This window comes from Allobosea sp. P1_A7 (assembly GCF_056406775.1).
In genome coordinates this window covers 15,294-39,636 of record NZ_JBFTZN010000011.1, presented here as the reverse complement: position 1 = coordinate 39,636, position 24,343 = coordinate 15,294, and the positions used below count along the sequence as shown (strand labels likewise).

Sequence of the window (24,343 nt, the reverse complement as noted above, 5' to 3'; positions counted from 1 at the left end):
GTGAACATGTGGGTATGTTGCTTCCCGATTCCGTGCTCAACCCGCCGCCTGCCCGCCCAGACATCACCCGTGCCGTCTGCCGCGGCGCGGCCAGGCATCTGCGTGAGCGCGGCTATGCCATCGTCAAGGAAATGACCTTCGCCAATGGCCGTCGGGGCGATATCGTCGCCTTGTCTCCGACCGGCGAACTCCTGGTCATCGAGGTCAAGTCGGGCATCGAGGACTATCGCGTCGATGGCAAATGGCCGGATTATCGCGACTATTGCGATGGTTTTCTCTTCGCGGTCGCGCCGGAATTCCCGCGCGAAATCCTGCCCGACGATGTCGGGCTGATCATCGCCGATAGCTATGGCGGCGAACTCCTGCGCGATGCGCCGCGCCATCCGCTCGTGGCTGCACGACGCAAGGCGCTCACGATCGCCTTCGCCAGGCTGTCTGCCCAGCGCCTTGCATTGATCGAGGACCCGCCGCTCTAGATCAGTGGGCCGGATATCCGGCCCGATGATCTGACCTTCAGCGCTTGCATAGGCTTTCCCGAAAACCGCAATCCACTTTTCGGGCCGATGCTTCAGCGCGGGGCGCGCTTTGCCAGGATGCGCTGCAGGGTGCGCCGGTGCATGCCGAGCCGCCGCGCCGTCTCAGAGACATTGCGGCTGCACAGCTCGTAGACACGTTGGATATGTTCCCAGCGGACCCTATCGGCCGACATCGGGTTTTCCGGCGGCATCGGCCGCGAATCGCGCGCGGCTGCCAGGGCCGAATGGATTTCGTCGGCGTCAGCGGGTTTTGCCAGGAAATCGAAGGCACCGAGCTTCACGGCACTGACGGCGGTCGCGATGTTGCCGTAGCCGGTCAGCACGATGCCGCGCGCGTCGGGGCGGCGCTCCTTCAGGCGGGCGATGACATCGAGCCCGTTGCCATCGGCAAGGCGCAGATCGATGACAGCAAAGGCCGGGGCCTCTTCTTCGACAGCAGCAAGACCAGCCGAGACACTTTCGGCGATGCGTACGGAGTAACCCCGCCCTTCCATGGCCCGCGCGAGTCGGGTCAGGAACGGCTTGTCGTCGTCGACGAGCAGCAGGGTCATGTCCGATTGGGCGGCGTCGTTCAGCGCCTGTTGCATCTCAACTCTCCTGCCACCGGTTCGGGCCGGCGAAATTGTAACGCGATCATGGGTTTCGCGCATCAGGACGGCGAGAAGGGGCCGTCACCCTCAGGTAGTGGCATTTCCCCCCGTTTTGAAGACCCGGAAGGTTTTGCGTCGGCCTCGAACACCGCCCTCGGCCAGACCATGCGGACGGACGCGCCGCTCGCCGGGGATGGCAGATTCGAAAATTCGAGCGCTGCACCGCCGCGTTCCAGCAGCGTTTTTGCAATGAAAAGTCCCAGGCCCAAACCGCCGCCGGCGCGACTTTCTGCCGCTGCGCGCGAGAGATAGGGCTCGCCGGCGCGCATCAGGACGTCGGGAGGAAACCCGGGGCCATCATCGGCGATGGTCAGCATGACATGCATATCGGTCCATTGTGCGATGATCRCCACTTCGGACCGGGCGAAGTCGACGGCATTGTCGACGATATTGCCGAGGCCGTAGATCATGCCCGGGTTGCGTCGGCAGACGGGTTCCGGCTTGTCTCCGATCATCTCGATGCGGAACGGCACGCCGAATGGCCGCTGCGGGCCGGCCGTCTCTTCGATCAGCAGGCGCAGCGAGAGTTGGTCGAGCGGGCCGGCATCGTCGTCCTGAAGCGAGGTGAGCTTGCCGAGGATGCCGCGGCAGCGCTCGACCTGCTCGCGCAGCAGCGTGATATCCTCCGCCATCTCGCCTTCCGGAGGGGCTAGCCGCGACAATTCACGTGCCACCAGGGCGATCGTGGCGAGCGGCGTGCCGAGTTCATGGGCTGCTGCTGCGGCGAGGCCGTCGAGCTGCGAAAGGTGCTGTTCGCGTGCCAGGACCAACTCCGTCGCAGCGAGAGCCTCCGAGAGGTCGCGCGCTTCCTTGGCGACGCGCCAGGCATAAATGCCGGTGAAGCCGAGCCCGAGCACGAGCGCGATCCAGTTCCCGGCCTGGTAGAATGGCGGCAGGACCGGCCGGTTGGGCCCGGCCCAGGGCAGGGGCAGATGCGTGAAGTTCAGCACGCTCGCCAGCACGACGGCCAGTAGCCCGAGCAGCATGGTGCGCTGCGGCGGCAAGGCTGTCGCCGAAATCATCACCGGCGCCAGGAACAGAATGGCGAAGGGATTTTGCAGGCCGCCGGTCAGGTAGAGCAGGGCTGCGAGCTGGATGATGTCGAAGGCCAACAGTGCGGTCGCCGCATCCTCGCGCAGCCTGTGGCTGAGCGGAAAGCGAATGCGCAGCGCAATGTTCAGCCAGGCGGAGATGGCGATGGCGAGGAAACACCAGCCGAACGGCAGGGTGAAGCCGAGGCCAAAATGCACGCCGGCGACCGCGAGGCTCTGGCCAGCGATAGCAAGCCAGCGCAACCGCACGAGGGTGTCGAGGCGCAAATGACGGCTGGATCGTGCCAGCGGCGGGAGATCGGCATCAGGGACCGTCATGACGCCCATGCATCCGATGACGGGCCGGGGTTTTGCAGTGCAAAACTGTGGCATTTTGGCATTGAAGGAAAATCTTAGCCTTTTGCCGGATTGAATGAGAGCAGAAACAATCTAGGCTGCGCTGTTTGTTGCGGCGCATCATCAGGTGCATCCGGCACCCGGGAGACGTCGCTGCATGTATGGAGCTGCCATGTCGTTCGCTTATCACGCCTACGAAGCGGTTCATACGATGGTCGCGCCCGTTCGTGGCATGTCGGATGCGCTGCAGCTGGCGTTCAAGAACCCAGCCAATCCGCTGACCTACACGCCGCTCGGCCGCACGGTCGCTGCGTCCTGTGAACTGTTCGAACGGATGACGCGCCGCTATGGCAAGCCCGCCTTCGACCTGAACGAGACCACGATTGGCGGCGTCAAGGTCGCCGTCGAGGAACGCGTCGTCTGGGAGCGGCCCTTCTGCAAGCTGGTCTATTTCGACCGCAAGATCGCCGGGCGTCGCAAGCCGCAGCCCAAGGTGCTGCTGGTTGCCCCGATGTCGGGCCACTATGCCACGCTGCTGCGCGGCACGGTCGAGGCGTTCCTGCCTGGCCATGAGGTCTACATCACCGACTGGACGGATGCCCGCCTGGTGCCGCTCGCCGCCGGTCGCTTCGATCTCGACGATTATATCGACTACGTCGTCGGCATGCTCCAGACGCTCGGCCCCGACACCCATGTCATGGCCGTCTGCCAGCCTGCGGTTCCGGTGATTGCCGCGATCGCGCGGATGGAAGCGGAGAATGATCCCAATGCGCCGCGGTCGATGACCCTGATGGGTGGTCCGATCGATACCCGCCGCTCGCCGACCGCAGTCAACCAGCTAGCTATGGAGCGCGGGACCGAATGGTTCCGCCGCAATTGCATCACCATGGTGCCGTTCCCGCATATGGGCGCCTTCCGGGAGGTTTATCCCGGCTTCATGCAGCTATCGGGCTTCATGGCCATGAACATCGACCGACATGTCTCGGCTCACTACGAGATGTACAAGCACCTCATCGCCGGGGATGGCGATTCGGCCGAGAAGCACCGCGATTTCTATGACGAGTATCTCGCGGTCATGGACCTGACGGCGGAGTTCTATCTCCAGACGGTCGATACCGTATTCGTTCAGCATGCCCTGCCCAAGGGCACGATGATGCATCGCGACAAGCCGGTTGATCTGAAGGCCATTCGTCGCGTTGCGCTGATGACGGTCGAGGGCGAGAACGACGATATCTCGGGCGTCGGCCAGACTCAGGCCGCCCATGATCTCTGCGCCAATATCCCGGCCGACAAGCGCGTGCATTACCTCCAGAAGGGCGTCGGCCATTACGGCGTCTTCAACGGTTCGCGCTTCCGCGCCGAAATCGCGCCCCGCATTTCCGACTTCATGGTCAGCCTCGACATGGAGGCAGCCAAGGTGCGCCGGGACGACAGCGCGGCCGTCGCGCGCAAGGCCTTGAAGATCGCGAACTGAAGCCCTTCCGCATCGCCCGCGAATCCAGCACAATTGCGGGCGATGCGGCTCTCCCTGTTCAAGCGCCAGCCTGATCCGGATCGGATCGAGGTCGCTCATGGCGGCACGCTGTTCTCCGTTGCGGTGAAGCGGCGCGCTGCCGCTCGGCGGATGACGCTGCGTGTCTCGCAGGCGACCGGCGAGATCACGCTGACGCTGCCGGAACGCGCAGACTTCCTCACCGGTAAGATCTTCGCCGAGAATCATGGCGGCTGGATCGCGGCAAAGCTCGCCAAGCGTCCGCTTTCGGTGCCCTTTGAGCCGGGACAGGTCGTGCCCTTTCGCGGCGCGCCCCACCGGATCGTGCATTGGTCGAAGGTGCGCGGCATCACCCACGCCACAATCGACAAGGATGGCACCGCCATCATCGCGGTCGCCGGCGAAGCCGCCCATGTCGCGCGTCGGGTCAAGGATTTCCTGCGCCGCGCCGCACTCGAGGATCTGGAGCGTGCGGTCAGGCACCATACGGGAACACTCGGCATCCCCGCCCGCAAGATCACCATCCGCGACACCACGAGCCGCTGGGGCTCCTGTTCGTCGAGGGGGCACCTGAATTTCTCCTGGCGCCTGATCCTCGCCCCGCCACTGGTGCTGGACTATCTCGCGGCCCACGAAGTCGCGCATCTCAAGGAGATGAACCATTCCCATCGCTTCTGGGCGCTGACCCACAAGCTCTGCCCGCGGACGGAAGAAGCGGAAGCCTGGCTGAAGCGCCATGGCSCAGGGCTGCACGGCTACGGCTGAGGCTGTCGTGGCCGGAGGCGTCCGGCTCGACTTGAGGCGCAACCTCCCCTAACCCGGCATCAGCCGAAACAGGGATGGTCTCGTGAAGCTGCGCCCCGACACGCTCGCAATGACCGCGGTCCTTGCCATGCTGACGGCCCTCGGGCCGCTCTCGACCGATTTCTATTTGCCGTCCCTGCCCGAGATCGTTCGTGTCATGGGCACCGACGTTGCAGGGGCGCAGGCGACGCTCTCCGCCTTTCTGTTCGGTTTCGCCGGAGGCCAGATCGTCTGGGGGCCGCTCTCGGATCGGTTGGGGCGCAAACCCGTGCTTCTCACCGGGCTGGCGCTTTTCCTCGTCGCGACCCTGCTCTGCGCACTTGCGCCTTCGATCGAGTGGCTGGTGGCGGGCCGGGTCTTGCAGGCATTGGGCGCGTCCGGGCCGATCGTGCTCGGCCGGGCCATGGTCAGGGATCTCTATGAGGGGCCCCGCGCCGGCCGGGAATTCGCCCGCATGGGCATGATCATGGGGTTGGTCCCGGCCATTGCGCCGGCGGTCGGCGGCATACTGCAGGCGGCCTTTGGCTGGCGCTCGACCTTTGTTGCGACGCTGGCTCTCGCGCTGCTGCTGGCGGTCGTGATCATCCTGTTCCTGCCGGAAACCATCCGCGTGCGTTCATCGGAGCGGCTGTCGCTGCTGGCGATTTTCCGCAGCTTCGGCGTCTTGCTCAGGAACCGTCCCTATCGTGTCTATGTCGCGATCACGGCCTTGGCCTATGGCGGACTCTTCGCCTTCATCTCCGGCTCGTCCTTCGTGCTGATCAGCATCTATGGCCTGTCGCCGCGCGATTACGGCCTGTCCTTCGGGTTCGGGGTGCTTGGCTTCATCCTGGGCACCATCATCGCCCAGCGTCTCRTCGGCCGGCGTGGGCTCGACGGCGTCATTGCGATCGGCGTGGCCTTCCTGGCTGCGGGCGGGCTGAGCATGCTGCTATGCCTCACCGCCGGCTTTGGCGGCCCCCTCGGCGTCACGATACCCTGGGCGATCTATTCGATCGGGATCGGGCTCAGCATGCCCCAGGCGCAGGCCTCGGCGCTCATGCCGTTTCCGGATCGCGCTGGTGCTGCATCATCCTTCGTCGGGCTCTGCCAGATGCTGTTCTCGGCCTGTGTCGGTCTTGTCGTCGGCAAGCTGCTGACCGACTCCGCGCTGCCGCTGCCGGCGATGATGTCGCTGCTCGGCGTGTCGGCACTGGTCCTGTTTCACGCCTCGCGCAAGCTGCGAGCGGCCAAGGCCTGAAAAGGCTCAGCCGCCGAACAGCCGCTCGAGGAAGTTCTTCTCCTGCGGCGCAGGCGGTACCCAGGCGCGGTCCGAACCTGCGCCCGCTGTCTGGGTCTGTGCTGGCGGCTGCATGCCGGCCACTGGCGCGCCGCCATCGAAGATCGATTTCGGCCCCGCGCGCCACAACCCACCCGGCAGCGGCGATGGCTGCAGGCCGACATGGGCGGCCTTCATGTACTTGCCCCAGACTTCGAGTGGCAATCCGCTGCCATAGACCCGCTTCATGGCGCTGTTGTCGTCATTGCCGATCCAGACGGCGGTCACCAGCTTGGAGGTGAAACCGACGAACCAGGCATCGCGGAAATCCTGCGTGGTTCCCGACTTGCCGCCGACTTCCCAACCGGCGAGATTGCCCTTGCTGCCCGAGCCGCTGGCCATGGTCTCGTGGAACATGGCGTTGACCATCGGCAGCACCTGCGGCTGCACGACTGTCCCGAAACTCGTCGCCTTGCGGGCGTAGATCACCTTGCCCGAGACGGATTTCACCTCTCGGATGACATAGGGCAGCACGGACTGCCCGCCATTGGCGAAGCTGGCATAGGCCGTGGTGAGCTCGATCGGCGTCACTTCCGAGGTACCGAGTGCGAGCGAGCCATTGGCCTGGAGGCCCGAGGAAATGCCGAGCCGCTGCGCGGTGCGCACGACTTCCTTCGGCGTCACCTCCTGGTTCAGCTTCACCGCGACGGTGTTGATCGAATGGGCGAAGGCGGTCTGCAGGGTCACCGGGCCGCGATAGGTGCGGCTGTTGTTCTCCGGCTGCCAGCCCTTGATCGAGACCGGGGAGTCGTCGCGGATCGTGTCCGGCGTCAGGCCATGCTCGATTGCAGTCAGATAGACGAAGGGCTTGAAGGATGAGCCTGGCTGGCGCTTGGCGGCGGTCGCGCGGTTGAACTGGCTCTTGGTGTAGTCGCGTCCGCCGATCAGCGCGCGCAGAGCCCCGTCCGGCGCCATGGAAACGACGGCGCCCTGGCTGGCATTCAGCTTCCCGCCCTGCGCGGCCAGAGACTCGACAAGGGTCGTTTCGGCCGCGGCCTGCAGCTTTGGATCGATCGTCGTCAGCACCGAGACGTCGCCCTCGACCGCACCGATGAAGTCGTCGAGCACGTCCATGACGTAGTCGGCCGCATAGTTCACCGAGCCGGCGCCGACACGTTCGGCCGCTTCCGCCGGGGCGACCAGTGCCGATTTCGCCGCAGCCTGCGAGACAAAGCCCTGCTCGGCCATCGCGGCGATCACGAGCTGCGCCCGTTTCTCGGCCGCATCCGGATTGCGGTTGGGCGCCAGCCGCGACGGTGCCTGTACCAGGCCCGCCAGCATGGCGGCTTCGGGGACGGTGACCGAGCGGGCGGACTTGTTGAAATAGCGCTGCGCCGCCGCCTCGACGCCATAGGCGCCGGAGCCGAAATAGACGCGGTTGAGATAGAGCTCGAGGATCTGGTCCTTGCTGTAGGTCTGCTCCAGCCACAGCGCCAGGATCGCTTCCTGGATCTTGCGCGCGGCGGTGCGGTCCTGGGTCAGGAACAGGTTCTTGGCAAGCTGCTGCGTCAGGGTGGAGCCGCCCTGGACGCCACCACCCCGGTTGGTGACGTTGCGCACCATGGCGCGGGCGATGCCGATCGGGTCGATGCCGAAATGCTCGTAGAAGCGTCGATCCTCGATCGCGACGAAGGCCTTGGGCAGATAGGGCGGAATCTCGCCAAGCGTCACGGTACGCCCGCCGGTCTCGCCGCGATTGGCGAGCAGCGAGCCGTCGGCGGCGAGGATCGCGACATTCGGCGGACGCTTTGGCACGGTGAGCTGATTGATCGGCGGCAATTGCGCCGCGTGATAGGCCACCAGCCCGCCGACACCGATGACGCACCAGAGTCCGAGGACCAGCGTCCAGTACATCATCCGGCCGAGGAAGGAGCGGCGCTTGCGGCCACGCCGCCGGCCCCCGCCATTTCCGCCCCCGCCCTTGCGGATCTTCGGCATCTCTTCTCTCGGCTCCTGACGTGCGGCGCCGCGATGGCTGCGGCTCGAGCGATCATCGGCGGAGAGGCGCATGTCGAAGGCGTCGGAACTCTCGCTCCGCCCACCCTCGAAGGACGGCTCGCGCCGTTCGCCGCCTCGTCTCGCCCGATCGTTCATTCTGCCCCGTTCAGCCCCGTGAAACCGCGCCCTTTGCACCGAAAACGCGCGAGCTTCACACAGGAGTCAAACATGGCGCTTTTAAGGGCCGGTTAAGGGAAACCAGATTCCAGCACGGGCCCGGAGCAGCGATCACTCGGATTTGTGGCAAATGCGCCAGCCATGGCACTTCGCCGGGGAATGTTGCAGTGCAAACGTTCTTGTGAATTGAAAATCGCGTGAAACCCGACAACTTCGCCGCGCAGCCCAGATGCAATGCCGCAATTCGGCACGAATCCAGCCTGTTCCGACGTACTCGAGCCTCCGCGACCTAGAAGGTTATGTCCGAATGCAAGCCTCCAACCCCCTGAGCCGCTTTGCCCCGCAGGCTCTCGCCGTTTTGCGCATCGTGACCGCGCTGATCTTCATCATCCATGGCACTCAGAAGCTCTTTGGTTTCCCGGCCGCGCCAGCCAGCGGCCTGCCCGCCGCCTTCACTCTGTTCTGGTTCGGCGCCATTCTGGAGGCTGTTGGCGGTTTCCTGATCCTGATCGGCCTGTGGACCCGTCCTGTCGCCTTCGTGCTGGCTGGCGAAATGGCCTATGCTTACTGGATGTTCCACGCACCGCGCAGCATTTACCCGCTGCTTAATGGCGGCGATGCGGCGATCCTCTACTGCTTCATCTTCCTTTACCTGGTCTTCGCCGGTGCTGGCGCCTGGAGCGTCGATTCCCGCTCGAAGGGCTGATTCTTCGACGGAACGGCGCGCCATTCGCCCAAAAGAAAAGCCCGCCTCCCCCAGGGAAGGCGGGCTGATTTTTTGGCCCGACAGGCCGATAGAACTCAGACAGAGGCCGAAATCCAGCGCGAAAGGTCGCTCTTAGGGGCCGCGCCGACCTTCTGCGAGGCCAGCTTGCCGTCCTTGAACAGCATCAGGGTCGGGATCGAGCGAATGCCGAACTGGGCGGGAATGGCCTGGTTTTCATCGACATTCATCTTCACGATCTTGACCTTGCCGGCCATCTCACCGGCGATCTCCTCGAGCGCTGGGCCGATCATCCGGCAGGGGCCGCACCACTCGGCCCAGAAATCGACCACGACCGGCTCGCTCGACTTGAGGACATCCGCCTCGAAGCTCGCATCGGTTACCTTGTTCGTCGCCATGGCTTCTTCGCCTTTCAAAAGCAGTTCGCAGCACTGCTGCATTCGACACCGAAGCTATGAACGCCGGCAGCCCGGGTCAAGTTTCGTCGGCCTTGCATTGAAGCAGGGCTACCCTGCCAAATTCGCCAGAACGGCATCGAGCGCAGCGGCTTGCGGCTCCAGTGTCGCGAGCGTCGCGGTGTAGATCACCAGGGTCCGCACCTGCCGCCCCGGATAGATTTGCCCGATCAGGGCGCGATAGACGGCGAGCTGGGCTTGCGTCGCGGGCGGGATCGCCGATTCATCGGCCGGCGGGCGCGACGCCGTCTTGAAGTCGGCGATCAGTACCTCGTTCTCCGTGACGGCGAGCCGGTCGATCTGGCCCGAGACGGCGCGCACTGCACCATTCGCAAGCGTGATCTCGCCGGCAATCGGAACCTCAGCCAGCGATCCGGATGAAAACAGGGCGGAAAGCGCAGGGTCGCGAAGCAAAGCCAGGGTCTGGCCGATGACCTCCTGGCGTCGTGCGTAAGGCAAACCAGCTCCGCGCAGGGCGGCGAGTGCCTGTGCCGTCGCGTTGCGGCCCGGCGCGTCGACATCCGGCAGGATCTGCAGGAGCAGATGCGCCAGCCGGCCGGCTTGCGCTGCCTCGGCAAGGAATGGGCCGTCGCCCGGCCGCTCGGCCGCGTCGGCGGCGCTGATCGCATTCGACGGCTTGAGCGGTGGCAACGGTTCCTGTTCGGCGGGCGCGGAGGCGCGGAGCCAGCCGGGTTCGGCGAGCGCCGGCTTGGACTGCGCCTCCTCCACAGGACCGGTGGGCTTTGGTGCCGAGACCATGAAGCGCCGGATCGTGCCGACCCCGTCCGGTGCGGCGACCTCCTGCAGGCCCGATGTCGCGAGCGAAAGTCCGCTTTCGATCATCKCATACCAGCTTCCGGGCGGCGCCTCGCCTTTGGCTTGCGCTCCGCAGACGATCAGTCGGTCCTCGGCCCGGGTCATCGCGACATAGAGGAGGCGATGATGCTCCTCCGCAAGCTGGTCGACGACCTGCGCCTTCGCCCTGCGGGTCGCCTCCGCATCGTCTGCCCTGGCCGGGGGCCAGATCGGCACGAGTTTGCCCCTGGGAGGTTCCACCGCGAGAATCTTCGGCAAGCGCTTGGCGCCCGGCTCGGGGGCGAGATCGGCGAGGATCACGACTTTCGCCTCCAATCCCTTCGAGCCGTGCACGGTCATGACGCGCACTTCGCCTGCGCTGCTGGAAAGATCGCGCTTAACCTCGGTTCCGGCCTGGGTGATGTGGTGCAGGAAGCCGGCAAGCGATGGGCCGTGTCGTCGCTCATAGTCCAGCGCCGCGTTGAGAAAGGCGTCGAGCGCGTCGCCGGCCTCGGCGCCTAGCCGAGCCAGAGCGAGATTGCGCCCGCCTTCCGGCCCGAGCAGCTGCGCAAAGAAGCGAAATGGCCCGATGCGCCGTGCGTCGTCACCGAGTTGGGAGAGTCGTGCTTCGATGGCGGCAAAGCGCGGCTCGCACTCGCCGATGCCGTGCAGGGCACCGCGCAGCGAGCCCTTTCGCTCCGGCGCGAAGCGCATCAGATCGTCGTCGTCGAGGCCAAGCAGCGGCGTCTTCAGCGCGATGGCCAGCGACAGGTCGTCATCGGGCAGGAGCAGCGCCCGGCCGAGTGCGACGAGGTCTTCGACCGCGGGATGTGTCGCGAGGCTCAAGCGATCGCGACCGGTCACCGGCACGCCCGCATCCTTCAGGGCTTTGACGATCGCCTCGAACAGCGGCCCGCGCTGGCGCAGCAGGATCATGACGTCGCCGGGCTTGAAGCCGTGTCCGAGATCATCCTGCCCGCTGCGCGTCCAGCGTGCCAGCACGCCGGCGATGCGCGTTGCGAGCTTCACGGTCCCGCTACGCTGCTCGGGCGCGTCGACCGGAGTCGTCCAGGCATCCGGCGGCTCGCTCTGGTCGTCGGCCGATAGCGGCCAGAGATCGACTGCGCCGGGGTCGCCCTGGCGCACGGTGTCATGCACCTCCGGCCGGGCGCTGCCGTCGAAGACCAGCCCGCGGGCGTGCTCCGCCACCGCGAAGACGATGTCCACCGCCCGCATGATGTCGGGCGCCGAGCGGAAGGAGGTGTTGAGGCTCACCGCCTCGAATGCGAGCTGCGCCTGCCGGATGTTCAGCCCGAGCCGGGTCCGCTGCTCGCCGAAGGCGCTCGGCGCGGCACCCTGGAAGCCGTAGATCGACTGCTTCTCATCGCCGACGACGAAGATAGTCCGGGGCTTTGGGCTCTCTGCGCGCGTGTCCCGTCCGCCCGTGAACTCGTCGGCGAGCGCGCCCAGGATCGCCCATTGCGCCTCGCTGGTGTCCTGGGCCTCGTCGAGCAGGATGTGATCGATGCCGGCATCGAGCTTGTAGAGCACCCAGGCGGCCTCGACCCGCGAGAGCAGGGAGCGCGTCTTGGCGATCAGGTCGTCATAGTCCAGCAGCGAGCGCTCGCTCTTCAGCCGCTGATAAGAGGCGAGCATCCGTGTCACCAGCAGCGCGAGCGCGTGGCTGCGGTCGCGGATGGCAATGGCGTTGAGCTGGTCGACTGCGCCGAGCAGGAGGTCGGCAAGAGTGTCGAGCACGGCCATCAGCGCCGGCTCGAGCTCGGATTTGCCCTTGCCCCTGATATGCGCGTTGACCGTGCCTTCGGCCGTGATGAAGCCGGAGCGGCAGGTTGCGATCGGGTCGCCCTCGAATTGCTGCGCCGTCAGGCTGCGCAGCGCAGCCGCAAATTTCTGCCGGGTCGCGCTACCGGCTTCCAGCGCCGAGACGAGAGCGGCAAGTCCTGGAACGGAGGCAAGATCGCGTCGGAAATCGGCCAGCACCTCGTCATTCGTCAGGTCCGGTGCAATTCCCAGGAAACCCGAAATGCCCGTGCGCATCTCCTGCGCCGAGCGTGCGCGGCCGTCTGCGTCGCTGAACAGGGTGCGCTGGCGCAAAGCCTCCTGCATCATCGCGTCAAAGGTGTCCTGCGCCGCCTGCCTGGCCAGCAGGTCGAGCGCCTGTGCCTCCGCGCCGGCAGGATCGGCGGCAATGGCCGCGAGCAATTCGCGCCTTGCGTCGTGCAGCAGCTCGGCCTGCGCGAGATCGTCGGCAACCTCGAAGCGCGGCGGTACGTTCGCCTCGAAGGGCGCAGATTGCAGAACGCGCGTGCAGAAGGCGTGGATGGTCTCGATCCTGAGCCCACCCGGCGTCTCCAGCGCCTCCGCGAACAGCCGGCGAGCGCTTGCCTGCTGCCGCGCCGTCGCGCGCTCGCCGGTCAGGCTTTGGAGCGCCGCGGAAAGGGCCTCATCCGGCATGGTCGCCCAGGCGCCGAGCGCCTTGAACACGCGGTTCGCCATATTGGCGGCCGCCGCCTTGGTGTAGGTGATGCAGAGCATCCGGGCCGGCGCGACGCCGTCGAGCAGCAGTCGCAACACGCGGTTGACCAGCACATGCGTCTTGCCTGAACCGGCATTGGCCGAAACCCAGGCGCTGAGATCGGGCCGGGCGGCAAGTGCCTGGCGTTGGTTGGTCTGCGGGGGAACGATCCAGCCGGGCTTCATGTTTCGCCTCCGGGCTCGTCGCCACCCGGTGCCGCCGACCACTCCTTGACCCGCGCGAGCTGGTCGTAGGGGCTGGCATATTTGATGTAGTCGGGCGCGCGCCGCGAGACATAGGCTTCGCGCCCGCTGCGAAGCGCATGGAGATGCTCGATCAGCCGTTCGAGATGGCGCGCGGCGACATCGGCCAGAGGCTCGCCATCGAACTCGAGCGGCTTGTCCTTGGCCCAACCCTTCGGATCGTGATGGAGCTTGAGATAGAGCAGCGCGTCGACCGGTGCAGGAGCGATATCCTCGCGAAATCCGGATCGCGCCGCGAGCTCGGCTTCCAGTGTCAATTGCGGCGCAAAACCCTTCTCGACCTGCGCCTTGCTTGGTGGAGCTCCGGTCTTGAAGTCGATGATGCGCAGCGAGGGCTGCCGCGTGATCTCGATTCGGTCGGCCCGCCCGCTCAGTCTGAATTCCGCGCCGTCCGGCAGCTTGAACGTCGCCGCGGTACCGCGTTCGACTGCAACCCGTGCCAGCTCGCCGCGCCGGCGCTCCTCCCAGCCGATGAAATGACTGGCGGTCAGGAGGAAGCGCGGCCACCAAAAGGCGCGGACCTCGGGTGTATCGTCAAACGCCTGGAACAGGCGCTTGCCGATCGCGATCAGGTGATTGAGTGAGTCGGCCGGCAATTGCTCCGGATAGGTCTCCGCGAAAGTCCCGACAATATCATGCATCAGGTTGCCGCGATCGCTGGCGCCGGGGTCGCCAACGAGCTCGGGAAGGGCGTCGAGCTTCAGGATCTTGCGGGCAAAGATCTGGTAGGGGTCGCGGTAGAGCGTCTCGACCTCGGTGACGCTGAGCGCGACGGGCTGGAGCTGGCGCGCGGGCCGCGGAGCAGGGCGGCCGATTGGTTTGGCGTCGGCGGGTTTGCTCAGGAGTGAAGCAAGCCCGGTCAGGCGGGCTCCCCTGGCCGCGGCCCCGTTCCAGACATCCTGAGGGGTCACGGCCTTGAGCCTTTGCCAGAAGCGCGAGGCGATGGTCTCGGCCTCGCCGGCCTTGCGCGCGCGGGTCAGGGTCACCCGCTGCGCCATCGCGCCCTGGATGAAATCATGCGCGGTCTGGCCGATGCGCCGCTCGGGAGCGCTCAAGCCCAGTTCGGCCCGCATCGGCCGGTTCAGGAAGGAATCGGTCTTGGCCTCCGGAGGCCAGACGGACTCGACGAGGCCGCCCAGCACGACATGGTCGGCTTCCAGCAGGCGCGCTTCCAGCAAGCCCCAGATCTTGACGCGAGGATGGCCCGTCCCGCTGCGTCGGACCGATGTCTCGGCCAGCAGGCTGTCGAGGATCGCAATGACATCGCGGGGATGGCCGGCCTCGGGAGCATCGGGGAGGGCGCCGTCGATCTGGTCGAACAGCCCTGCAAGGGCCTCGCCGTCCGGCCCGACGAAGGCGAGCGTGGCGCCACTCTCCGCCCGACTGAGTGCGACCAGGGCATCGCGACTTGCCGTCACCACAGTAGCGAAGGCAGGCAGCGGGGCGGCCAGTGCTGCGAGCAGCGGCGCCATGGCGGCCTCGAGGGCGTCGAGAACCAGGCCCGCGGCGGCGAGATCCGCGCTGTTCAGGCGCCTGCGCGGCGCAGGCGCATGCCGGTCCTGCATCAGTCCCGGAACCGCCGCAAAACTGTTGCGCAGGCCCGCAAATCCCTTTGTGACAGCCTCGCCCCGCCAGGCGCCGATCTCGAGCGCCGCCGCGCCCTGCGCCACGGTCTGTCGCGACAGTCCGAGCCGGCAAAGCGGGTGGGCGAGCAAGGGAACGAGGCTCGCCGGCATCATCTGGGCTCGCGCAGCCTCCAGGAGGAGGCGCAGCAGGGCGCCGGCCGGCCAGCGCGCGAGCGGCAGGCCAGCGGAATCATCGGCTTCGATGCCCCAGCGCCGGAGTTCCACGACGACTCGTTCGGCGAGGCCGCGATCGGGAGTGATCAGTGCGGCGTGCTTGCCGTCCTGCTCCAGTGTTTCACGGAGCGCGATGGCGACTGCCAGCGCCTCCTCGCGCTCGTCGGCGGTCTCCACGATGCTGATCCCATCGAAGGCTGCTTCAGCCTCGCCCGGGGAAACGCGGGTCGCGAGATCGGCCCAGAATTCCGTGACCGATGCCGGAAGCATCGCCTCGCGCAGCAACGCCGCCCGGGCCGCGAGGCCCGGTTCCGGCCTCGCCAGCGGCTGGGCGTCGTCACGGCCGGCCTTCAATGTCTGGAGCAGCCGATACAATGCCGCCTGCGRGTGGGACGGTGCAGGCTCCTTCTCGATCGCCTCCCAGGCAAGCTGAGCCAGGTCGAGGTCGAGATCGGGCAGTACGACCGCGCCATTGGGCATCCCCGCGATCGCTGCGAGAAGCCGGGCGGTGGCCGGGATCGTGCCCGTGGAGCCCGCAGCAATGATAGGCCCGGTCACGCTGCCGGAAAGCAGGCGTTGGCGTTCGGCTTCGAGCATGCGGTTGCGAAAATCGGCAGGATCGCAGGCATCGCGGCTTTCGAGGATCTTCGGCCAAGCCTCGCCCAGGATGGCTAGGAAGCTCGCATTGAGCTGCCAAACCTTGTCGAAACGAGCGGCGTCAAGGGTCGCCAGCCGCTCGACCGGCACGCCTTCGGTCTGCATCTGGTCGAGCAGGGCGGCGAGGTCGCCAGCCAGCCCCCAGGCCTCGGCCAGCGTTGAAGGCACGAGCGAGGGCTCTGACGGGTCGAGCTTCAGGTRGCTGCGGTTCGCCGTGCGTCCCCAGCTATCGACCAACCGCGCCAGCAGCATCCGCCGCGCCAGCGGGTCGATCGGCCCGACGCGCGCGCCATCCCAGCCGCCCGCGCCGATCAGCGCCGTCTCGGCCTCGTCGACATCGCCGAGCGGCACGATTCGCGGCAGCAGCAGCGGCTTGCCGCCAAGCCTCGCGGACAGGCCGGCGACCAGGGCCCGCGCTGCACGGCGCGTCGGGAGATAGAGCGTCGCACGAGCCATCGCTGCCGGCTCATCCGGCGCGTAGACCTGACCGAATCGTCCGTCCAGCACCGCCTGCGCCAGCACGTCGAGAAACGCTGTGCCGGCGGGGATGGTGAACAGGTTGAGCTCAGCCATGGAAGCTCTGGGCGGCCGCGAATGCGGCTTCTGCCGGCGCGATCGCTTCCGGCGTGCCGACATGCAGCCACTGGCCCTGCAGAACATGTCCGAACAGGCGCTTTCGTGCGATGAGCCGGTCGAAGAGCAGGTTGAGCGAGAACGAGCCCTCGGGGGTGTCGGCAAAGATCTCGGGTTTCATGATGATCACCCCGGCATAGACGACGGGGGCCGTTGGCGCCTGTCCGCGCCGTGTCAGCCGGCCGTCCGCATCCTGGAAGAAGTCGCCGGCGCCGTCGAAGCCGACACTGTCCTCGCGCCGGGCCAGCAGCATCAGCATGTCCATCTCCGCCGGCGTCCAGGCCTCGGCCATGGCCGCAATGTTGGAGATGCCGGTCTCGCTCCAGAGCGAGTCGGAGTTGACGTGGAAGAAGGGTTCGCCGCCGAGCAGCGGGAGGGCCTTCTTCACGCCGCCGCCGGTTTCGAGCAGCTCGTCGCGCTCGTCCGAGATGACGATCCGGGGATGCGTGCGCCCGGCGAGGTGAGCCTCGATCTGTTCGGCGAGATGGTGGACATTGACGACCGCCTCGGTGGCGCCGGCTTCGGCGAGCCGGTCGAGCGCGTGATCGAGCATTGCCTTGCCGCCGATCCGGACCAAGGGCTTCGGCAGGCTGTCGGTGATTGGGCGCATGCGCTGGCCAATGCCTGCCGCCAGCACCATGGCCCGGCGGATCGGCCGCGAACCCGTCTCAGTCACGCGAATCTCCCGATTGTGATGAACCTGTGCGATCCATAGCGCGTCGCGGTCGCGCTTGTCGCGGACGACCTCTCAGGGGCTCTCGGCTGTCTCGAACAGCTTCGGCAGATGGGCCTGATACCAGGCCTTCAGCTCTTCGAGCGCTGGGTGCTCGAGGTTGCGGCGCAAGTACGTTTCGATTCGCGGCAGGTGCTTGAGATAGGCAGGCTTGCCGTCGCGCTTGTCGAGGCGTGCGAAGATCCCGGCAATCTTGGTGTTGCGCTGTGCGCCCAGGATCGCATAGGCGCGAGCGAAGCCGGCGAGATCGAAGCTCTCGTCCGCCGCCCGCCGCGCCGAGCCATAGGCGGCAAGCAGCTTGAGTTCCAGCGCCGCCGGCACGTCAACGCGCGCGTCCTGTCCCAGCGAGACCAGATCATAGGCGGGGTGGCCGAGCACGGCGTCCTGGAAGTCGATCAGACCGAGCTTGGCGTGTCCTTCACGCTTCGGCAGCCAGATCAGGTTGGGGGAGTGGAAGTCGCGGAGCGTCCAGGTCGATGGTGCGGCGAGGATTTCGTCGAACAGCTTGCTCCAGATGCGGCTGAATTCGGCATGAGTCACCGCCGGCAAGGTCACGCCGGCAATATGCGGGGCGTACCATTCGAGCACGAGTTCGGTCTCGATCGAGAGCGCACCCCGATCATAGTCCGGCACGATGTAGTCGCGTCCGTCGGCGACCGGCAGGATCGCCGGCAAGGTGTGGCGATGCATGTCGGCCAGCAGGCGTGCGGCGGCCTCATAGCGTTCGGGAATCGGTCCGTTCTCGTCGAGCACGCCTTCGTCACCGAGGTCCTCGATCAGCAGGAGGCCGGTCTCGAGGTCCTGGGCAAAGATGTCGGGGGCCGAATAGGTCAGCGAGCGCAGGCCGCGATCCATGCCGACGAAGGCATCGACCGATTCCGCCAGGTGCGCGATGGCGCTGTAAGGCTTGCCGAGGCGGATCGCGGGGCCGTCCGCGCGCGGCGGCGAAATCATCAGGATGGCGGTTTGTCCATCCGGACGCGTCAGCCGCTCATAGGCGCGGGTCGAGGCGTCGCCGAGCATGAAGTCGCGCTTGGCCTCACCCCATCCGGCAGAGTCGATCAATCGCCGCGCTGCGATCGCGATGGCAAGGCGCGAGCGCCAGAGCACACCGCCCGCGAGACTGGCGATCCGCCCGGTCTCGGGCGCCTTTGGGTCGACGTCGAGCACGATGTCGAGCCGCCGACCGGCAGGCAGCCGCGTACCGGCCCGGTCCGGCCACTCGACCAGCGTGATGATGCGGTCGAGATCCTCGATCAGCCCGATATCATCGAGCTCGTCGGGGGATCGCACCCGGTAGAGATCGGCATGGATCACGCTGCCGCGCAGCGTGTCGTAGCTCTGCACCAGGGTGAAGGTCGGGCTCGGAGCCTCCAGGTCCGGGTTGTCGGCAAGCTCGCGCAGGATAGCGCGCGCCAGCAACGACTTGCCGGCGCCGAGATGGCCGGAGATCGCCACGATATCGCCGGGCTTGAGGATCGCGGCGAGATCGCGGCCGAGCCGCACCGTGGCGGCTTCACCGGCCAGCGTCAGCCGATGCCCGCCTGTCTTCACGGTATCCTCTGTCATTCAGCGGCATCCGAGAGCGGCATGCCTTCCGAGGGAAACACCGCGGTGACCCGCGTGCCCTGCCCTGGCGCAGAATCGAGCTCGACATGGCCACCATGCAGCTCGACGATCGAACGCACGATGGAGAGGCCAAGTCCGACGCCGCGATGCTTGGAGCCGAGAGAATGGCTCTCGAAGCGGTCGAACACCTTGTTCTTGACCTCGGCCGGGATGCCGCGGCCTTCGTCGGCGACGGTGATGCGGACATCGCCGCCGATGCGCCCGGCCGTGACCCCGATGGTCTGGCCGGGAGCGGAGAAGCCGATCGCGTTCGAGATCAGGTTGAACAGCACCTKCCGCAACCTGCGGCCATCTGCCTTCAAGGGGCCGGTCTGGGGCGCGATATCGACCTTGAGGGTCAGCTTGCTGTCGATCAGGCGGTCGTGCAGGCCGGCCGTCGCCTGGGCAATGGTCTCGGCGACATCGACTTCCTGGAATTCGAGCGCCAAAGCGCCGTTGTCGATCGAGGCGAGGTCGAGAATGTCATTGATGATCGCGAGCAATGCGCCGGACGAGCGCACGATATGGCCGGTATAGTCGCGTTGTTTCTCGTTGAGCGCACCGATCGTCTCGGCGCCGAGCAATTGCGCGAAGCCGATGATGTTGGTCAGCGGCGAGCGCAGCTCGTAGGAGACGTGGTGGACGAAATCCTCGCGCAGCCGCGAGACCTTCTCCAGGGCTTCGTTCTTTTCGGTCAGGGCACGTTCGACATTCACGCTTGCGGTGACGTCGGCGAAGGTGATCAGCGTCGCTCCGTCCGGCAACGGCGCGGCGGCGCAATCGAGCACGGTGCCGTCACGACGCTCCATCCGGCAGCCATAGTCCTCACGCGCATCGCGCACGCCGGTGATGACGCTTTGCAACTCCGTCCAGACATCGTCATGCGGATAGAGCGGCCGGCAGAGCCGGACCACCTCGTCGATATGCGGCGTGGCTCCGGCCAGGTCGCCATGGATCTTCCAGGCCTGGGCGAAGGCGGGGTTGGAGAGCTTGAGCCGGCCGTCCGAACCGAACACCGCGACGCCCTCGCGCAGCGAGTCGAGCGTTTCCCGTTGCGTGCGTGACAGCGCATTGAACCGGGATTCGAGCGTGAAGCGTTCGGTCACGTCATCGAAGAGATAAGTGACCCCGCCTTGCGGGTTGGGGCTCGAGACGACATGGATCGTCCGCCCATCCGGCAGATACCACCAGTCCTCGCTGGCACGCGGGCTTGTATAGGTGGCCTGCACCGCAGCCTTCCAGCTCCGGTAGTCGCCGAGTTCAGGCAGGCGGCGCTCGGCTCTCAGCCGGTCGAGGATTTCGCTATCGCTGGGCTTGCCTTCGAGGAAGGCGGAGTCGAGCGACCAGAGCGTCTCGAACCCGGAATTGCTGTAGACCAGCCGTTGTGAGGCATCGAACACGGCAACGGCCGTCTTCAGCCGGTCGAGCGTGCGCACATGCGCATCCATCTGGCGCTGCAGGTCGGCGCGAACGGCCTCAAGCTCGCTCATGTCGGTCGCGATGCCGGCAAAGCCGGCCGGCGTCGGCATTTCCAGGATGTCGAGCGTATGCCGCTGGCCGGCTACCACGGCCGGAGCGCGTGTTGCGAACGGGCGCCCTTCGCTGCGCGCCTTGGCTGCGTTCTCCCGTTCATTGCGGTCGAGCAGCTCGAGGCCGCCCTTCACCGCCTCGCTGCCGCCGGCAGCTTCGACCGCGCGGGCATAGGCGGCATTGGCCCAGCTCAGGCGACCGTCGGCATTGCGGGTCCAGACCGGTTGCGGCAGGCCAGCCAGCAAGGTGGAGAGCGCTGCATGATCGGCGGTGACATGCTCGAGTTCGCTTTGCAGCGCCATGACCCGGGCCCGCTCGCCGCTGACCTGGCGGAAACGGATCACCGCACGCCCTGCGACGGGGCGGCCTTCGACATCGATGAACGGGCCGGAGCGACTCCTGAGCGTGAAGCCGAAGGCTTCGCCGCGCTCCTTCAATGCGTCGGTGGCGAGTTCCAGGCGCTTGGCGTCGGCGGGAGGGGCCCAGCTGCCATAGGCAAGGGCCAGCGCGGCACCGGGCGCGCCGAGAAAGCCGCTGTCGCCCTCGAAGATCGGCTCGGCGTTCTTTCCGTTCCAGCTCACCACGACCTGGGCATCGGATGCGAGCAGCGCACCCAGGCGTTCCTGGTGGCTGCGGGCCGCTTCCAGTTCGCTCGCGAGCTCTCCTTCGCGGCGCTGCCAGCGTCCCCGCTCGCGCACATAGATGATCGAGGTTGTTGCCGCGAAGACCACAAGCCCGGCCAGGACGATCGAAAGGCTGCCGGCACCAAGCGCGCCTGCCGGGAGCGGAGCCATGATCTCGGTTTGTGCGAGCGCCGGAAGCGGAATGCTGCCGACGGCGAGGCCTGGGAGCAGTGCGCTGTGGCGCCCCGCATCTCCGTTCCGTCTCTTTCGCCCCGCTCGTCTCATTCTGCTTCCGTCACTTAGTCTGAACCCGACCCTGGCGTTGAACGGCCAAGGTGGAAAGCCGATCGAGGCGCCGCAGCCCGAACCGGACGCACGCACACCACCACACCAACCCGTTTGAGCTTGCTCGACCTCGCGCGAACGCAGCGGGCCCGAATCAGCTCCACTCTAATCACCGGTGGAGTCCGGCAGGAAGTGCTTAATGGCAGGTAAATGCGTGGAAAATCGCGACCGAGTGCCGCCCCAGGTCAAGAAATCAACAAATTGAGCCTGACTGTAGGGCGCTGTCTATTAGTGGTGTCTTCTTGCAATAATGAGAGGTCAGTCAGATACAAAAAAGCCCGGCGCGAACGCCGGGCTTCTTCAACTTTACGCCTGTTGGCGTGTCAGTAGCGGTAGAGCTCGGGCTTGAACGGGCCGGTCGGGGCTAGGCCCAGATACTTCGCCTGCGCATCGTTGAGCACAGTCAGCTTGGCGCCGACCTTGGCGAGGTGGAGCGCCGCGACCTTCTCGTCGAGATGCTTCGGCAGCGTGTAGACCTTGTTCTCGTACTTGGCGTGGTGGTTCCAGAGCTCGATCTGGGCCAGCGTCTGGTTCGAGAACGAGCAGGACATCACGAAGGACGGGTGGCCGGTGGCGTTGCCGAGATTCACCAGGCGACCTTCCGAGAGCAGGATGATGCGCTTGCCGTCGGGGAACTCGACCTCGTCGACCTGCGGCTTGACGTTGTCCCACTTGAAGTTCTTCAGGCCGGCGACCTGAATCTCCGAGTCGAAATGGCCGATATTGCAGACAATGGCGCGGTGCTTCATGGCGCGCATGTGCTCGACGGTGATGACGTCGAGATTGCCGGTGGCGGTCACGAAGATGTCGGCGCGGGGCGCAGCATCTTCCATGGTCACGACCTCGTAGCCTTCCATCGCCGCCTGCAGCGCGCAGATCGGGTCGATCTCGGTGACGAGCACGCGGCAGCCGGCCTGGCGCAGCGAAGCGGCCGAGCCCTTGCCGACGTCGCCATAGCCGGCGACGACCGCGACCTTGCCCGACATCATCACGTCGGTGCCGCGGCGGATGGCGTCGACCAGCGATTCACGGCAGCCATAGAGGTTGTCGAACTTCGACTTGGTGACGGAGTCGTTGACGTTGATCGCCGGGAAGGGCATGCGGCCGGCCTTGGCCAGCTCGTAGAGGCGGTGCACGCCGGTGGTGGTCTCTTCCGAGACGCCCTTGATCGCGGCGCGGGTCTTGGTGAACCAGCCTGGATTGGCCTTGAGCTCCCGCTTGATCAGCTTGAAGAAGATCGTCTCTTCCTCRTTGCCCGGCTTGTCCAGGAATTCGGCCTTGCCGGCCTCGGCCTCGGCACCGAGGATGATCAGCATGGTCAGGTCGCCGCCATCGTCGAGGATCATGTTCGGCGTGCCGCCGTCACCCCATGTCGCGGTGCGCAGGACGTATTCCCAATACTCCTCCAGCGTCTCGCCCTTGATGGCGAAGACCGGGGTGCCGGTCGCGGCGATCGCGGCGGCGGCGTGGTCCTGGGTCGAGAAAATGTTGCAGGACGACCAGCGCACGTCGGCGCCGAGTTCCTTCAGCGTCTCGATCAGCACGGCGGTCTGAATGGTCATGTGCAGGCAGCCGGCGATGCGGGCGCCCTTGAGCGGGGCCTTGCCCTTATGCTCGGCGCGGATCGCCATCAGGCCCGGCATCTCGTCCTGGGCCATGTTGATTTCCTTGCGGCCGTAATCCGCGAGGCTGATGTCCTTGACGACGTAATCGTGCTTCGACACGGGGCTGCTCCAATGGCTTGATCTTGAATGACGCGCGGCTCTCTAGCAGCGACGGCGTCAGAAGGCAATCAAAGATATAAAGATGTCTTTATATGCGCCGGGAATGAGCGCGGCGCGAGATGCGCGAACCTCGCCCGTCAGATGCCCGCATTGGGCATTGTCCCGTGCCTGCCATCAGAAGTCAGCAGTCCGGGAAGGGAGGGGACGGTTTGCCACCAGCGCATCTCAGGCCGAGCGCAGCAAAATCCGATCTCAGGCGACCTGGAAGGGAGCGTGGCCGGCGCCTCAGTCTATTCGCCTTCGCCGAACTTGTCGGCGACCAGCGCTTCGAGCGCCTTCAGCGCCTCCTGGGCGTCACGGCCCTTGGCGACGACGGTGATGGTCGAGCCGATGCCGGCGCCGAGCGTCAGGATACCCATGATCGAGGTCGCGCCGACGGTCTCGCCGCAGCGGGTCACGGTAATGTCGGCGTCGAAATTCGAGGCGCATTGCACGAATTTCGCCGTGGCGCGGGCGTGCAGCCCCTTCTTGTTGACGATCGGCAGTTCGCAATAAAGCGCGCCGTTCGGGATCGCCGTCTCCGGGCAATCACAATCGTCTTCGCTGCTGCTCACCTGGCCGCTCATCCTATTTTCCCGCCAGAACCCGGCTGGCTACGGTGATGTATTTTCGGCCGGCATCCTGCGCGCTGGTTACGGCCTCGTCGAGGGTCTTCTCCTCGCGCACGCTGGCGAGCTTGATCAACATCGGCAGGTTGATCCCGGCCACGACGTCGATCCGCCCGGGTTCCATCACCGAGATGGCCAGATTCGAGGGCGTGCCACCGAACATGTCGGTGAGAACGATCACGCCCTTGCCGTTCTCGACGGCTTCGACCGCCGCGATGATGTCGCGTCGACGGGCCTCCATGTCGTCATCGGGGGCGATGGCGATGGTGGCGAGGTTTTGCTGGGGGCCGACGACATGTTCGAGCGCTGAGCGGAACTCGGTCGCCAGATGCCCATGCGTCACAAGGACGAGTCCGATCATTCACTATCGCACCGGAGAGCGCTTGCAGGCGCCCGGACAAGGTCGCGGTTTATGCGGCAGGCGCGCGGGTTAGGCAAGACAGCTGGATTGAATCTTGTCGAAAACAAGGCTCACGCATCTCCCATGAACAGGCGCAGGGCGGTGAGGACAAGCCGCTCGTCACCGGCCCGACCCTTCACGGTCAGCCGCGGCAGGTCGATACCTGCCAGGCGTTCCACCAGCGCTTCCGGCTCAGGCATGCGTTCCGGCTCCTYGCCACTGCAATCGACAATCAGCCGGATCACGACGCCGGGCAAGTAGGGCTCGGGCGTGAGGCCGAGACCGCGTCGCTCGATCAGTCCCCCCAGCGGGGAGACGGGGTAGCCGACCAACCTGCCGCCAGTCGCATTCAGTTCGGTCCGGTCGTCGGCGACCAGGCGCGCAAACAGGCCGTCCTGCCTGGCGAGCGCGATGAGGGCCAGCGCCAGAACCGATTTTCCGGCGCCGGATGGGCCGCGGATGATGATTCCGGCCTCTCCAATCGCAATCGTGCTGGCATGCACGCGTTCGCCGGTTGCGGCCGTGTTGGCATTGTCCATGGCGGCAA

The 24,343-nt window shown here is 66.1% G+C and carries 18 protein-coding genes; 5 read left to right on the top strand and 13 right to left on the bottom strand.

All coding sequences use genetic code 11. The features are described from left to right. Positions 1–14 precede the first annotated feature (14 nt). Entirely contained in the window at positions 15–476 is a 462-nt protein-coding gene (locus tag AC1D34_RS03015) for an MmcB family DNA repair protein (RefSeq protein WP_441492060.1), read from the top strand. Between the two features lie 92 nt (positions 477–568). Here AC1D34_RS03015 and AC1D34_RS03010 read toward each other — a convergent pair whose 3' ends face one another. Both AC1D34_RS03010 and AC1D34_RS03005 read right to left on the bottom strand, forming a co-directional pair. Then, positions 569–1,123 carry an ActR/PrrA/RegA family redox response regulator transcription factor gene (locus AC1D34_RS03010; protein WP_043234810.1) on the bottom strand — a complete coding sequence of 185 codons (555 nt, stop codon included), beginning with the start codon at positions 1,121–1,123 and terminating at the stop codon, positions 569–571. 62 nt (positions 1,124–1,185) lie between these two features. Continuing rightward, positions 1,186–2,556 (bottom strand): ActS/PrrB/RegB family redox-sensitive histidine kinase, encoded by a 1,371-nt coding sequence (locus AC1D34_RS03005; protein ID WP_476823448.1) that lies wholly within the window; start codon positions 2,554–2,556, stop codon positions 1,186–1,188. A 190-nt stretch (positions 2,557–2,746) separates the two neighbouring features. Between AC1D34_RS03005 and AC1D34_RS03000 the strand changes: the two genes are divergently transcribed. From AC1D34_RS03000 to AC1D34_RS02990, 3 genes are all read left to right on the top strand, one after another. Next, on the top strand, positions 2,747–4,048 hold the full coding sequence (locus tag AC1D34_RS03000; RefSeq protein WP_476823447.1) for a polyhydroxyalkanoate depolymerase: 1,302 nt from the start codon (positions 2,747–2,749) through the stop codon (positions 4,046–4,048). 42 nt (positions 4,049–4,090) lie between these two features. Next, a complete protein-coding gene (locus AC1D34_RS02995; protein ID WP_476823446.1) occupies positions 4,091–4,831 on the top strand; it encodes a M48 family metallopeptidase in 741 nt (246 codons plus the stop codon). Between the two features lie 82 nt (positions 4,832–4,913). Continuing rightward, positions 4,914–6,110, top strand: coding sequence for a multidrug effflux MFS transporter (locus tag AC1D34_RS02990; RefSeq protein ID WP_476823445.1), 1,197 nt, complete (start codon positions 4,914–4,916; stop codon positions 6,108–6,110). Between the two features lie 6 nt (positions 6,111–6,116). Here the strand turns inward: AC1D34_RS02990 and AC1D34_RS02985 are convergent, their stop codons facing one another. Continuing rightward, positions 6,117–8,282, bottom strand: a complete 2,166-nt coding sequence (locus AC1D34_RS02985) for a transglycosylase domain-containing protein (RefSeq protein ID WP_441491991.1) — start codon at positions 8,280–8,282, stop codon at positions 6,117–6,119. Between the two features lie 328 nt (positions 8,283–8,610). Here AC1D34_RS02985 and AC1D34_RS02980 point away from each other — a divergent pair, with 328 nt between their 5' ends. Continuing rightward, positions 8,611–9,009 carry a DoxX family protein gene (locus AC1D34_RS02980; RefSeq protein ID WP_441491990.1) on the top strand — a complete coding sequence of 133 codons (399 nt, stop codon included), beginning with the start codon at positions 8,611–8,613 and terminating at the stop codon, positions 9,007–9,009. A 95-nt stretch (positions 9,010–9,104) separates the two neighbouring features. Here the strand turns inward: AC1D34_RS02980 and trxA are convergent, their stop codons facing one another. The 10 genes from trxA to AC1D34_RS02930 all read right to left on the bottom strand — a co-directional run bounded on the left by trxA (position 9,105) and on the right by AC1D34_RS02930 (position 24,335). Further along, the gene (trxA, locus tag AC1D34_RS02975; RefSeq protein ID WP_043235061.1) at positions 9,105–9,425 is read right to left on the bottom strand and encodes a thioredoxin; all 321 of its coding nucleotides are present in this window, start codon (positions 9,423–9,425) and stop codon (positions 9,105–9,107) included. A 108-nt stretch (positions 9,426–9,533) separates the two neighbouring features. Further along, positions 9,534–12,998 carry a double-strand break repair helicase AddA gene (gene addA / locus AC1D34_RS02970; protein ID WP_476823444.1) on the bottom strand — a complete coding sequence of 1,155 codons (3,465 nt, stop codon included), beginning with the start codon at positions 12,996–12,998 and terminating at the stop codon, positions 9,534–9,536. After that, positions 12,995–16,105, bottom strand: a complete 3,111-nt coding sequence (gene addB / locus AC1D34_RS02965; protein ID WP_476823443.1) for a double-strand break repair protein AddB — start codon at positions 16,103–16,105, stop codon at positions 12,995–12,997. The genes addA and addB overlap by 4 nt, the downstream gene beginning before the upstream one ends. After that, a complete protein-coding gene (locus AC1D34_RS02960) occupies positions 16,098–16,805 on the bottom strand; it encodes a nucleotidyltransferase family protein (RefSeq protein WP_441492059.1) in 708 nt (235 codons plus the stop codon). Before AC1D34_RS02960 ends, addB begins: the two co-directional genes overlap by 8 nt. Before the next feature lie 108 nt (positions 16,806–16,913). Next, complete coding sequence (tsaE, locus tag AC1D34_RS02955; RefSeq protein ID WP_441491987.1) at positions 16,914–18,467, bottom strand: tRNA (adenosine(37)-N6)-threonylcarbamoyltransferase complex ATPase subunit type 1 TsaE; 1,554 nt, start codon at positions 18,465–18,467, stop codon at positions 16,914–16,916. Beyond that, entirely contained in the window at positions 18,464–20,830 is a 2,367-nt protein-coding gene (locus AC1D34_RS02950) for a sensor histidine kinase (protein WP_476823442.1), read from the bottom strand. Before AC1D34_RS02950 ends, tsaE begins: the two co-directional genes overlap by 4 nt. A 497-nt stretch (positions 20,831–21,327) precedes the next feature. Further along, on the bottom strand, positions 21,328–22,728 hold the full coding sequence (ahcY, locus tag AC1D34_RS02945; RefSeq protein WP_113515661.1) for an adenosylhomocysteinase: 1,401 nt from the start codon (positions 22,726–22,728) through the stop codon (positions 21,328–21,330). A gap of 290 nt (positions 22,729–23,018) precedes the next feature. Then, positions 23,019–23,354 (bottom strand): HPr family phosphocarrier protein, encoded by a 336-nt coding sequence (locus AC1D34_RS02940; protein ID WP_069878534.1) that lies wholly within the window; start codon positions 23,352–23,354, stop codon positions 23,019–23,021. Between the two features lies 1 nt (position 23,355). After that, positions 23,356–23,757: a PTS sugar transporter subunit IIA gene (locus AC1D34_RS02935; protein ID WP_043234821.1), complete on the bottom strand. Its 402-nt coding sequence runs from the start codon at positions 23,755–23,757 to the stop codon at positions 23,356–23,358. A gap of 110 nt (positions 23,758–23,867) precedes the next feature. Continuing rightward, a complete protein-coding gene (locus tag AC1D34_RS02930; protein ID WP_476823441.1) occupies positions 23,868–24,335 on the bottom strand; it encodes a hypothetical protein in 468 nt (155 codons plus the stop codon). Positions 24,336–24,343: the final 8 nt, after the last annotated feature.